Origin of the sequence: Kurthia sp. ISK08 (assembly GCF_046159805.1) — a bacterium.
GTDB classification, from domain to species: domain Bacteria; phylum Bacillota; class Bacilli; order Bacillales_A; family Planococcaceae; genus Kurthia; species Kurthia gibsonii.
The window spans coordinates 1-12,272 of the sequence record NZ_JBJXHL010000011.1; the positions used below are offsets into that span (position 1 = coordinate 1).

Here is a 12,272-nt window from a genome sequence, read left to right on the forward strand (position 1 = left end):
CAATAATGTTTTCCCTGCACCAGGTGGTCCCAAAAGAATTAAATTGTAACTTTGCTCTAACCATTGGAACTCCTGCAGCTGTTTCATTTGGCGCTCTGTAATCGCTGTTTGCTCCTCTAACTGAAACATATGCAACGGCTTATGGTATGGGAAACGTGCCCACGATAAACGCTTTTCGATACTCTTTTCTTCTCGTCTTCTAAGCTCTAATGTTGTTAGTTCATCAATAAATTCTAAATATGTCCACGATACTTGTTCCGCTTGGCGGAGAAGCTCTGGGAGCCCCTCAGCGGTTTCTGCTAAACGTAATTGCTTAAATGCCTGTTGGATATCTGCCACACTTTTACTCATATTATTTGCCTCCCATACGTTGAATGTATTCTTTTAAATCTCTCGTTTGAACTGCTATTGCTAGCGATTCTTTTGATTCTTTTACAGTAGTTATTGGCTGCTCAGGTTCGATATTTGTACGCTTAAAATAGGCGACAACGTCTCGGAACTCATTTGCGCTGTATAACTTTTCTTGAATACATTTATGTATTGCTGCAGATAACCATTCGGGATTCTCTTTCGCAATTTTTTGGAATAACAATAATTGATCTCTACGATATCGACCGTATGTATGACAAACATCTTGAATATATTGTTCGGCCCCATCATATGGAAATAAAGTGAGCACATTTCGTTGTAACTCATCGAGCGACTTAGAGCGATCACGTCCATGATTTAGATTTTTTATCAACTTGCCTTTTTCTAAACTGATGGTATGTTCCGCAAGTATTTCGCCAGTATGCGGTGCTAAGATTTTTAATTTTTGCCCTTGGGGCACTATTTGTACGACTGGATAATTCGTATAGGTTCCTAGTGGAACGGAATATCGATTCGATGTGTACCGGACTGTGTTGTCCTTGTTGACATTCCTTGTTATAATTTCTGTATGGTTGCTTTCTAATATAGGAAGCGGTGTAGAGACTTTTTTTAAGTGTTGCTTTTCCAGGAGAAACACTTCGAAAGGTCTCTTTTTTGTTGTATTGTGCACTTTATAATTCCCGGTACGTTCTAACCATTTTAAAGACCTCTCATTCCAGTCCTCAAGTGTTGTATAAATTCGATTTTTAGCGAAATTATATTTTACGTATTTTACAACACTCTCTATTTTACCTTTGGATTCGGGATCTGCTTTGCGGCACAGATAGATTTTAAATTTCCGGTCTTTTATATACTGTTGAAATTCCTTTGTTAAAATGAGGTCGCCTGCATTTTCACTTACCGCAATTAAATTGTCTTGATCGTACACAATTTCATCTGTTATACCGCCATAAAACTGAAAAGCTTTTTCGTGACAGGCTATTGTATCTCTTGTCGTAAAAGGACGATCTAACCACACAGTGAATTTATGTCGAGAGTGCGCTAACACAAAGGCAACGAAGTATAATTTCACTTCTTTACCACCTGATGTTTTTTGAATAGTTTGTCCCCAATCTACTTGTAATTGCTTCCCTGGTGGCAGCTCAATGACCGCTTCGTATTCACGGGGTTCATCTACCTTATCAATTTGATAAATTTCGCGAATTTCATTTACATAACGTCTAACTGTACTTTCCCCAACATCAATTTCAGGGTATTTCTCTTGTAGCCAATCTAAAACTTGTGCCCCTGTTAAGCTTGGAAACTCAAGTAACCAACCTACAATCCAATCTTTGTATTCATCCAGCTTCTTCTTACGGCCAGTCTGACTAAACTCATTTACTGCATCTTCAAATGACATATCTAAATATTTATACACGGTATTACGTGATATTCTTAGTCGCTTTGCAATTTGCACAATCCTTAATCCACGATCACGCAATTGATGAATTTCGATATGTAACACAAGCTTCTCCTCCATTAGTACAGCCTCCTATTAAACTGATATTTCCAGTTTACAGGAAACTATTGAATTGGTGAAAAAGTGTTCAATTGAAATGAGCAAAAACTGTTAATTTTATTTTAGCGGTTACAATTTTTCATACAGCTCAACATATCGTTGCGACATGTTGATAGATGTAAGCGGTTTAACCCCACTCTGAGTAAAAATAAAGGGAACCATACTATGGTTAAGTAGTTCAGTTTTGGAGTACAAAATGACAAAATGTACTTCAAAATGGACTACTTTTTTCATTTTAACTTACATACCAAATTACATACAAAATGATTTATAAAATGCAATTGAAAATGATAATTGAATGAAAATTTGTGATTTTGTGGTATTATGATAATATAACTTATAGAAAAAATTGCTTATTCAACTAACGGGCAGGATAATGAGAAAAGGTTTTTTGATAGAAATAAGAAATTAGATGGTAAATTAGTTAAAAAGGCTGTGTTATAAATGAAAGTTTCTTTGATTGCTGCGATGGATAAGAATAGAGTGATTGGCAAAGAGAATGACATTCCTTGGAGGATTCCCAAGGACTGGGAATATGTTAAAAATACTACAAAGGGACATCCGATAATATTAGGTAGGAAGAACCTTGAATCAATCGGAAGAGCCTTACCTGACAGAAGAAATATTATTCTGACGAGAGATAAGGGGTTTACCTTTAATGGTTGTGAAATTGTTCATTCAATAGAAGATGTTTTTGAGTTATGTAAAAACGAAGAAGAAATTTTTATTTTCGGAGGAGAACAGATTTATAATTTGTTTTTCCCTTATGTTGAGAAAATGTACATCACAAAAATACATCATGAATTCGAAGGAGATACTTTTTTTCCAGAAGTGAATTATGAGGAATGGAATGAGGTATTTGCCCAAAAAGGGATAAAGAATGATAAAAATCCGTATAACTACTATTTTCATGTATATGAAAGAAAAAACTTATTGAGTTAACGGGTGCGTTAATTGAAGAAGAACAGTAAAGATAAAGCACAAGAGCTTGGGATTACTCCAAGCTCTTTTTGTCATTTGAAATAAATTATATCTTTCCAATCAAATTGTTTATCTGTAATCCCTAATCTTTGAGCAGGTGTCAAAACCTTTTTATCCGCTGATTTAAAAGGGCGACAAAAGTTGTAGTAAGTTCTTAGAATTGTAATCGCAAATTGAGCATACTTCGGATTGAAGTTAGCGTAAATATAGCTCTTCTTATCACCACGAGCTGTTGTTAATGGTCTTTCAAGAGATGATATATAACGTCTTATCTGTTGAATAAAGCTATTGGTCGAATGGTCATTAACATTTAATAGCATCTTTGCGATTTCGTTTGGTTCCAGAGCAGATAAATCCGTTCTACAATCAACTGAATAAAATCCTTTATCCTTAGTGGCTAATGGATGTTTGATAGGGTTATCGGCATATTTGCGATATCTTTCTCCATCTTTACTAATAGCCTCTTCGTGGAATTGATGACTTGTTAGTAATTCAGTTAGATAATGAGATGCCAAAGTCCGTAGAAACTTTGTTTTGAATCCTCTGATATCTCCCCAATCGAGCAGTTCTGCTTTTGCTTGTCCGAATTCTTTTAAGCATTGTTTTCTGCTTTTCGTCTTGTTAACTTGGCAAATAAAATGATGTGCATCGCTCAACCTTAATTCTTTCGTGAATACTCTATAAAAGGCGTTTCTAATAGAGAAGTCATCATCACTAATCATTCGCCATTCGTCGGCATTAACCATTTGTTTAATTAACCAATAGTGAGCAGTTGTAGTATAAGGAGCATCAACATTTAAACCATCGACAAATCTACTCCTATTAGTAATTTTCCCTAATTCGTGAAGATAAGCATTCCTATTTTCGCTATCGTTAGCGGATGGTTCTTGTGGATAATAAGACCAATCTAACCTATCATTTTTACGACTAAAAGTATTGAGATGGTCTTCTTTGAATTTTCTTGTATCTTCATTTAATTCATCCATTGAAATATTCCAATCATAGGCAACATCAGAACGGAACACATATCTTGATAAGACCTCAGCAGATACAACTATATACGTTTGCATATTAAGGTCTTCAAACCCCGTATATTTCTTTGAACCTTGTCCTTTCTTACGGACGTTATTTAGGTAGTAGTGCATCTTGTCCGTATTAAGCCACATCTCGTTAAATTTCTTTGTTTGAAGGGGTTGTGTCTCATATCGTTCTAAAAACTCCAAACAACGCCTATACAGCCACTCCAGCTTATGATAGTAGGTTCCAACTCCAATTCCTAAAATATCACAAGTACGACTGACTGAAACCCTTCCAACAACCATCTTAGCGAACATTGGAAGAATGGTGTTCTTTTGTTGGTGATAAGTAGTGGTTTCTTCTCTTTTTGGTAGAACATTAGTGAACTTCTTACACGCCTTACATTGATAGCGTTGAGATTTGCCCCTACTTTTCCCCCTTTTGTAAAATTGCTTCGGCTCATTGAATGGGGTTGATTCTTCTTCCGAGCAGCCTTCTTTATGAAATTGATAATCTGGCTCAACATCTTGGATGCTATTGATTTCTATAAGGCGTTTAATTTCTTCAACAACAGACCAATTAGATAAAGGGGTTACTGTACAGTTTTGCGATACACCTCTGCCAATAGGATTGTCATTGCAGTACATACCTTTATGACCTTTATCTTTGGAACTACCAGTCATTTTATATCGACTTGGTTTCCCTTTTACATCTTTGAATTTGTGCTGTTCTTTCCCAAAATTACAACAAAACGGATTGATGCAGTAATTATATTGAATGGGATATTCAGAACCGTTCCATTTAAAAGACGTTGGCAAGAACAACATTTTGTTATACCTTGTTGCAAATCGTTTTGGAGTTAATAAATCATATTGTTTAGCCCTATCTTTTAATTCTTCGTTTGAAATCGGAATTTTAACATCTACAATTTCATCTTCCTTCGTGGCTAATCTTTTAAGCTTGGTCATTGTCTATCAACCCACTCTATCTTTGATACCCATTTTTTCAACAATCCGCTTATTACTTCGCTTGTTGGCAATCCATTCAATAAACTTCTTATCGTCTAAAATGTTCAATAAGAATTCATCCACTGCTTCGCTTTCAGTACGCTCTGCATATTCAGCGTATTGCTTAACTATCACCCTTACTTGCTCTGATATTTCCCAATCCACAGACTTAGCGTTCTTATTTTTTGGCTCAAGAAATTGCATAGGAAAATGCACCCCTTTTTGCTTAGTAAATTGTAACCATTTTAACACACCAATTTGCATTCCTACAATAATTATTTCACGTTCGCATTTTTATATACATTTTAACTTACATTTTGTGGTGTAAATTAACAACAAACGTTGATTTAACAATAAAAAACGAGTATCAAATTCAGTTGCAATTTGATACTCATTTAGGTTTACATTTTCACTTTTTGTACTCCAAAACTGAACTACTTATACTATGGTTATTGCTTCTTTTATTTTTTCTTTAGGTACTTTATTAATTTATTTTAATAACAAAAATGTAGTAGTACCTAATCATGTTAAAATTGCTCTTTTAGACTCAGGGCTATCAAAAAAAAAATATAGTGAAGTAATTGTAGAATCTTATGAAAAAACAACAGATACTCATGCAGATATCATGTTAAAAGCTATATTAAGCAAGATTGAGAAAAATAATCAGAAAAAAATAACAATTATTGATTATTCGGTAACAAGTTCTGGTACTAATGTTTCTGAACAGAAAGTATTAACAGCGTTGCAAAAAGCAATCGATCAAGATGTAGATATCATTAATATGAGTTTTGGATTTAAAAAAGATATTCCAGAATTAAAAGAATTGATTAATCAAGCTAAATGGATTCCAATTGCCATCGCAATTGGTGGCGTTATTATTAGAGGAGTAGCATCAGTAGCTGCAAAAAATCTAACAAAAAATTCAATTAAGATTGCAGGAAAAACTTACAAAGGACAACCTAAGAAAAAAGCAAAAAAGGCTTTGAAAGATTATAAAGGTGATACCTTTAAAGTAGGAAAAACAGGGAAAGTAGTAAAAATGGGCTCTAATACATTAGAACATATTTTAGTTGAACATCATCTTAAATATTGGAAAGGAGAAAAAGTAGAAGGAAAGACATTCTTTGATCCTGATATTAGTATTAAAAAAATTTGGAATTATATACAACAAACAATTAATAGTAACTCCAAACATATAGTTAAACGAGCAAAAGGAAAAGACAAATCTCAAATTATAGTTTATAAAAAAAAAAATAAATAAAGTAAATTATAAATTACGTATTAATATAGGGAATAAGAAAACATTAACAGTATCTTCTTTTTATCCTGCTGAAAGGAAGTAAGAAAAATGAAACTTGAAATTAAATCATACATTAAAATTCCACCTGAAAAAGAAGAGCTAGATGAAAATCAAACGTATCCAGGTTATATCGAAATGACAAATTTGGACGATTTAGATGTATTTAATTATGCATTTGGACGATCTGGGGGATATCCTGGAGGTAGAGTTGTTTTCTATGTAGATGGTGAACCATTGCTTTTTGATAAGTTTGATACAAAAGTAGATGAATTATATAATTTTTGGTTTACTCTAATTTCAACTTTATTACCACAAGATAAATCTCTTGATAGAAATACTTATTTAGTACTTTATGAGAGTGATTATGTTATGGATAATTTTAAAATCACAATTTTTTATCATAAAAAAACCGTAGAATTCCATTATGAAAAACAAGTAATCGCGACTTTTTCATTAGATACCTATAAAGAAGCCGTTTTACAAGGTTTTTTAGATTTCATGTGGCATACGAATTTAGAATTTGAAGCGATCACACATGATACTTACGATGAAGAAATTGACTATGTTGAATTACGAGAGGATACAGATGATGTAAGTGAGCTCTACGCTTGTCGTTATATTTTCTTACAATATATGAAGGAAATTTATAAACAAAAAAGTTATGATTTGAACAAATTAATAAATTTTGATTTTGATACAAGTTATTATAGTTCAAAGTTAAAATATGACTTAGGAGATTAAGTTATAAGATTACAAAAAAGCAAGATAATTGAAGTGATCCCTAAAAATTAGACATAGTTATTTCGTTTAAACATCTTGTAAAAAATGAGTTCGGTATTGTACCGAGCTCATTTTTTATTTTACCTTAATTCGTTTTATGTTGGGGTCCCGTCATAAAAATGCGGATTTACAACGTTAAGCCCTTATAGTTACTTTAAACTGCTTGATATAACAAAGATAAGGAATAACTGTCCTATAAACGACGGATTTTGATACAACCTAGTAATGCTGCTAAAAGTGGCTATATTTTGAGGATAATTTGTTTCAAAACATTGCTCAAAAACAAAATCTTACTAACCAACGTTATTAAAACTCCTTATCGTTGTAAATCTGCGGAAATCTGACGCTACCCCTTATAAGGCATTTGCCAACTTCACAACCGCTAAAGACCTCAATACAGCCTTTGAGATGTGGTTAGCGGATCACAAGAAGGAATTCGGCAGAAAAGAGCTACAAGCCCTTAAAACGATTGTGAGACACTCTGTAAAGGTGCCAGGAATCGCTACACTAAAATTAAAGACCGTTGTTAAAGTCGCAAAAGAAGAATTCGACTTTAGTTTTGATTTACGTACAGCCAAACGTGCCGTAGCCAAAGCGAAAAACTTAGGCATGCTTGTGACACTCGAAACACGCACAGCAAAAACAAATTTAAAGGGCCCATCTATTTATGTATGGCAACCGTACCAATGTCAAAATGTCCCTACGGAGAAAGTGGGGACAAACATCGAAAAAATTGCGAAAGAATGCGAAGAACTCAAGCGTAGCAAGCAATCAGACGAAGTCGCACAGTCACCAAACGCAAATATGGAAATGTCACCACATAAATCTGTCTTTATTAAAGCCATTAAAAATAAATTATTAAATACGTATTCATACGGGTTTAAAACCATTTCTAAATCAATCGCTATTAAGCAAGAACGAAAAATCACGCTGCTTACACAACCAGTGAAAAATCCAACGGACTTTAAGCCACTAAAATTCATTAGTCGATTAAAACAAGCCATGTACAACAGCCTAATGAACCGCAGATCCGATGTAAAAGCCGTAACAGAAATGATTTATAGCAAAGTACACAGCTTTACGAAGTTTGACGTGTGGAAAGAACATAAAGACATCATGCTTGAACACTTATTACGAGTTGTTGAGGTTTGTTTAGACGCACGTAAAAATAAAAAACTCGACCACATTAAATCCATGCGTGGATTTATTAACCATTGCTTAAACGAAGAGTTAACAGCGTATGTTTTCAACGAAATTGAAAAATTAACACCAGCACCTGCTAAAAAAATGAGCCAAGAAATTGGTGAATTATATCAAAATGCGTTGAACGAAAAACACGCTTTTTACGAAAATGAATTAGAAAAATATTATCGCTAGGGAATTCAAAATAAAAAAAGGATCGCCAACTTTTTGTTTTTTTCTCGCACAAAAATAAATTTTTCGGTTCCGTTTTTCTAAAAATGATTTTGCACTTTTTGAAATTTGTTTTGAACACGCATTTTGTCGATTAGTGAGAAAGAGCATAAGGGAAATGTGCTATCACTTACGTGATGGTCTAGGCAGAGCCTAGTATTTTCGTGATAGCGTGATTTTTTTCATTTGCCCACCGTATGCCCACCACTTTTGAGGGCTTTGCCCGCCATTTGCCCACCAAAAAAAATCGAATGTCCACCATTTGCCCACACATTTTTTTCGATTTTTGGTGAGGGCAAGCTACGGGATTACCATGGTAATCCCTAAAATTTCATTTTTGCTTGTTAGGAATTCCTAAAACCTTTTGTGTCGTTGCACTCGAAATGAAAAATAAAAGAGCTGCAAGGAACAGGGCGCACTTACACATCATGTTCATGATGCGTGCGAAAATCAAAAATCCCTGGCACAAAAATTTGGCGGATCGTACCGATGAGCCAAATTTTTTCAGACCGTTAAAAGCAAAATTTGCTGACGCAAAAATGAAAAAAACGAAAAAAAAAGTAACCAATTACGGCTACTTTTTTGCATGGAAAAGATTGGCTATTTCGTGTAAAGGGGTGTTATGGGAATATGCAGCTAGATGTAGAGAAAGTTAGGGTTATTGTTCAAAAAGAATATGATTATCAACCGGAATCTATTGCAATCTAAGAAGTATTAGATGCTAATCTATTTAACCACGATTTTTTTGATAACTTCAATGTCTTTTTTATAAATTTGCTAAGTGGAAATTTCTACTTTTCTACTTTTGCGAGAAATTATTCGAAATATTACATTTGTGTTACAAAAATAAATAGATAAAATCATAAAAAGGAGAAAATTTCAATCGATATTTTACACTGATGGTATCTTCTATAACAATGCCTTTTCTTATAAGCCCCCTAGTCGATTCAGAATATATGCTTTATTATTCTTTTCTTTTTTGGGGAATAGGAATAAAAAGGATAGCAATTATTGGGCCTAAATATAAAGAGTACTTAATTAGATTGTTTGTGGTATAACCCATTAAATAAGGTAATCCTACAAAAATCATAATAATACCTATTATAAAAAAGGTATATTTTACTTTTTTGTTCACAGTTCATTAGACCTCCTTTTATAAAAATTATAGATATAAATTCTTGTTTTCCTTTTATTTATTAATTTTACATGGTTTTTAATGTAAAGTATGTAAAAAGGAGTGGTTTTAATGAAAAAAATTATTAGTTTAATAATGATAGTCAACCTAGTTTTTATATCTAGCATTATATTTATTCCTAATAAAGCAAGTGCTGACAATAACCCTGTTATAGATCAATATGTTACAGCAAAATCTGTCACAAAAAATAAAGATGGAACTATTACAATTAAGTATAAAGTAAAAAAAGGTTTTTCTCCAGGGCATTCAATAACATCTGTAAATATTTCAGCAGGATATTCATGGCCTTCAAAATATAGAATTGGAAGCCACCATAACTACTATAAGGCAATTAAGAATAAAAAAGGAACCTATAGTATGACTATTCCAAAGCCTAAATTAAAAGTGATAGGCACGCAACAAGTTCAATTTAAATTGTCGGCTGGCAGATATTCAACATCAAAATTTCTAAAAAATGTATTTAATTATCCTACAGGTACTACAATAAAAAGATTTGAAATCACTAAATCTTCCGCAATATCAGAATATATTTATGTAACAGGTATAGGTTATGCAATAAAACTCTTTCCTGGTGGAAAAATAACTACAGCAGCAGCATCAGGATGGTTGATGACTTATACAGGATCAGGGTTAGGTGTTGTAAAAGGGTTTCCTCCAAAAGTAGCGGGTCAATATTATCAAGTTAAAACTTATTACAATAGCAAAGGACTAAATGTTCAAACCAAAATTTGGTCTTCAAAAAAATCATATAAGAAGAAGGAAACACCTATTTATAACAAAACTAGAGTATCGAAATGGTAATTTTAAATAGAAGAAAAATCTCAATTTCTATCAACATCATGCATAACTTCTATCAAAAAGAGGCTGGGACAAAACTAGCCAAAAGAAGAAAATTAAAAGGATCCAAGCAATAAAAATGTTGCTTGGTGTAGGTTTAAAATAAAGTTTGATCAAAATGAAGCGACAAAGGCTTATCTTACGTTAAATTTAAAGAACCCGTTTTGAAAAAAGTTTGATCAAAACGGGTTCTTTCTTTATGAAGTATTACACTATTTTTATAAAAAAGTTTGATAATTCTCTACTGTATTCTTCAAAACAGTACCCAATTACGAAAGATCTTATTTTGATAATAACCCCATTATTTCTCCTTCATCATTAATCAACCCCTTAATTTTAGCTGTTGATCTTCAATGAAATATATACAATCTGCTACACAATCAATAAACCTGCGATCATGTGATACGAAGATAATAGTGCCTTTATATGCTGTAATAAATCTTTCTAACGCTTCAATAGCATAGATATCTAAAAAATTGGTTGGTTCATCTAACAATAAAATATTATACTCTCCTAAAAATAATTGACATAATTGTAGACGAATCGCTTCACCACCACTTAATGATTTTACACTTTTTAATATATCTGTGCCGACAAACAACATGGAATGTAGAACGCTTCGTAAAAATCTCTCATCGTATTCAGAACGATTTTTCAGAAATTCCAATACCGTTTCATCCCTTGTATATTGATAGCTCATTTGACGAAAGTATCCAATTTTTGCTTTTGGTGAAATTGTTAAACCGGGCGCATTGATAGCAATATGGTGGAGTAAAGTACTTTTGCCAGCACCATTTTTACCCGAAATTGCAATTTTTTTACCAAGCGGCATTTGAAAACTTACTTCATTTAATAATACTTTGTTATCCGCTTGAAGAGTAAATCGGTCTGCCATTATCGGAAATTTATTATGCAGCTCTAAATTTCTCGATTGATGGAAGTTTATTTGCCTATCCTCTTTTACAGCATCGACTTCCTGAAGTTTTTCCATTCGTTGCTCAATGGCCTTTGCTGCACGCTGCATAGCTTTTTGGCTCGTACCTTTGGATTTTGTCATAAAGGACTTATCCGGCTTTGCATTCGCATCTTTTTTTGACAATCGACCTGCTTGTGCAACTTTTTCAGCTTTCTTCATTTTTTCTTGTGCTGCTTTTTCTAGCCTGCTCTTTTCTTTTATGAACTGTTCATGTGCTTGACTCTGCTGTTCACGTTCTAACTTCTTTTGTGCCATGTAGTCGCTGTAATTTCCTGAATAGATTCGTACCTTACCTTCATGAACTTCCCAAATTGTCGTAACTAGTTCATCTAATACAGAACGGTCATGACTAATTAATACAAGCGCTCCGTAGTAATACCTAAGTTCATCGAGCAAAAACGAAATCCCCTCTTGGTCTAAGTGAGTAGTCGGCTCATCAATTAATAAAGCTTCATAATAATGAGTAAACAATTTAGCGAGTTTCATCCTTGTTTGTTCCCCACCGCTTAGCTGATTAGAGTCTTTTGGTACGTCTAATTTTCCAAGTAACACTGGATCAGCATCACGTACTGATGGAGTTTCAAGTTGCTCAAAATAGCCATTCTCAACAAGCCGATTCACCTTTCCCGTTGTTGGCTTAATGATACCCGCCAGTAATTTTAGTAACGTGCTTTTACCTGCACCATTTTTACCGACTATGCCGATACGGTCAAATTGGTGTACAGCTAATCTTTCAATCTTTAAAACCTCTTTATCTAGATATGTCACTTCTACATTTTCTAATTCAAAACAGATTTGTTCCATCTTTCGCTACCCCCGAAATATTTTTATTCCGTATC

General features: G+C 33.5%; 12 protein-coding genes. 6 read left to right on the top strand and 6 right to left on the bottom strand.

Going from position 1 to position 12,272, the window contains the following annotated elements; all coding sequences use genetic code 11:
• On the bottom strand, positions 1-351 hold a 351-nt coding region (locus tag ACKVQX_RS14145), incomplete at its 3' end, for an ATP-binding protein (protein WP_409136438.1).
• 1 nt (position 352) lies between these two features.
• Positions 353-1,873 carry an IS21 family transposase gene (gene istA / locus ACKVQX_RS14150; protein ID WP_405027609.1) on the bottom strand — a complete coding sequence of 507 codons (1,521 nt, stop codon included), beginning with the start codon at positions 1,871-1,873 and terminating at the stop codon, positions 353-355.
• A 498-nt stretch (positions 1,874-2,371) separates the two neighbouring features.
• Between istA and dfrG the strand changes: the two genes are divergently transcribed.
• Complete coding sequence (dfrG, locus tag ACKVQX_RS14155; RefSeq protein ID WP_000868795.1) at positions 2,372-2,869, top strand: trimethoprim-resistant dihydrofolate reductase DfrG; 498 nt, start codon at positions 2,372-2,374, stop codon at positions 2,867-2,869.
• A 71-nt stretch (positions 2,870-2,940) separates the two neighbouring features.
• Here the strand turns inward: dfrG and ACKVQX_RS14160 are convergent, their stop codons facing one another.
• Positions 2,941-4,893, bottom strand: a complete 1,953-nt coding sequence (locus tag ACKVQX_RS14160; protein WP_000163792.1) for a hypothetical protein — start codon at positions 4,891-4,893, stop codon at positions 2,941-2,943.
• A gap of 6 nt (positions 4,894-4,899) precedes the next feature.
• Positions 4,900-5,136 carry a hypothetical protein gene (locus ACKVQX_RS14165; RefSeq protein WP_001159903.1) on the bottom strand — a complete coding sequence of 79 codons (237 nt, stop codon included), beginning with the start codon at positions 5,134-5,136 and terminating at the stop codon, positions 4,900-4,902.
• A 241-nt stretch (positions 5,137-5,377) separates the two neighbouring features.
• On the opposite strand from ACKVQX_RS14165, the gene ACKVQX_RS14170 reads away from it, so the two are divergent.
• The 4 genes from ACKVQX_RS14170 to ACKVQX_RS14185 all read left to right on the top strand — a co-directional run bounded on the left by ACKVQX_RS14170 (position 5,378) and on the right by ACKVQX_RS14185 (position 9,081).
• A complete protein-coding gene (locus tag ACKVQX_RS14170) occupies positions 5,378-6,193 on the top strand; it encodes a S8 family serine peptidase (RefSeq protein ID WP_285215603.1) in 816 nt (271 codons plus the stop codon).
• Positions 6,194-6,280: 87 nt separating this feature from the next.
• Positions 6,281-6,973, top strand: coding sequence for a hypothetical protein (locus tag ACKVQX_RS14175; RefSeq protein WP_325943629.1), 693 nt, complete (start codon positions 6,281-6,283; stop codon positions 6,971-6,973).
• A gap of 447 nt (positions 6,974-7,420) precedes the next feature.
• Positions 7,421-8,389 (top strand): hypothetical protein, encoded by a 969-nt coding sequence (locus tag ACKVQX_RS14180; RefSeq protein WP_156422316.1) that lies wholly within the window; start codon positions 7,421-7,423, stop codon positions 8,387-8,389.
• A 464-nt stretch (positions 8,390-8,853) separates the two neighbouring features.
• Complete coding sequence (locus ACKVQX_RS14185; RefSeq protein WP_156422315.1) at positions 8,854-9,081, top strand: hypothetical protein; 228 nt, start codon at positions 8,854-8,856, stop codon at positions 9,079-9,081.
• A gap of 308 nt (positions 9,082-9,389) precedes the next feature.
• Here the strand turns inward: ACKVQX_RS14185 and ACKVQX_RS14190 are convergent, their stop codons facing one another.
• Entirely contained in the window at positions 9,390-9,560 is a 171-nt protein-coding gene (locus tag ACKVQX_RS14190; protein ID WP_156422314.1) for a hypothetical protein, read from the bottom strand.
• 111 nt (positions 9,561-9,671) lie between these two features.
• Between ACKVQX_RS14190 and ACKVQX_RS14195 the strand changes: the two genes are divergently transcribed.
• On the top strand, positions 9,672-10,421 hold the full coding sequence (locus ACKVQX_RS14195; RefSeq protein ID WP_068450220.1) for a hypothetical protein: 750 nt from the start codon (positions 9,672-9,674) through the stop codon (positions 10,419-10,421).
• A gap of 358 nt (positions 10,422-10,779) precedes the next feature.
• Here the strand turns inward: ACKVQX_RS14195 and msr(G) are convergent, their stop codons facing one another.
• Positions 10,780-12,237: an ABC-F type ribosomal protection protein Msr(G) gene (gene msr(G), locus ACKVQX_RS14200; protein WP_195862629.1), complete on the bottom strand. Its 1,458-nt coding sequence runs from the start codon at positions 12,235-12,237 to the stop codon at positions 10,780-10,782.
• Positions 12,238-12,272 lie beyond the last annotated feature (35 nt).

What these genes read in the sequence shown, in the direction of transcription:
- ACKVQX_RS14165 (WP_001159903.1), bottom strand. Translation starts at nt 5,136, where the DNA reads ATGCAATTTCTTGAGCCAAAAAATAAGAACGCTAAGTCTGTGGATTGG.
- ACKVQX_RS14185 (WP_156422315.1), top strand. Translation starts at nt 8,854, where the DNA reads ATGTTCATGATGCGTGCGAAAATCAAAAATCCCTGGCACAAAAATTTG.
- ACKVQX_RS14195 (WP_068450220.1), top strand. Translation starts at nt 9,672, where the DNA reads ATGAAAAAAATTATTAGTTTAATAATGATAGTCAACCTAGTTTTTATA.
- ACKVQX_RS14175 (WP_325943629.1), top strand. Translation starts at nt 6,281, where the DNA reads ATGAAACTTGAAATTAAATCATACATTAAAATTCCACCTGAAAAAGAA.
- ACKVQX_RS14180 (WP_156422316.1), top strand. Translation starts at nt 7,421, where the DNA reads ATGTGGTTAGCGGATCACAAGAAGGAATTCGGCAGAAAAGAGCTACAA.
- ACKVQX_RS14170 (WP_285215603.1), top strand. Translation starts at nt 5,378, where the DNA reads ATGGTTATTGCTTCTTTTATTTTTTCTTTAGGTACTTTATTAATTTAT.
- dfrG (WP_000868795.1), top strand. Translation starts at nt 2,372, where the DNA reads ATGAAAGTTTCTTTGATTGCTGCGATGGATAAGAATAGAGTGATTGGC.
- ACKVQX_RS14160 (WP_000163792.1), bottom strand. Translation starts at nt 4,893, where the DNA reads ATGACCAAGCTTAAAAGATTAGCCACGAAGGAAGATGAAATTGTAGAT.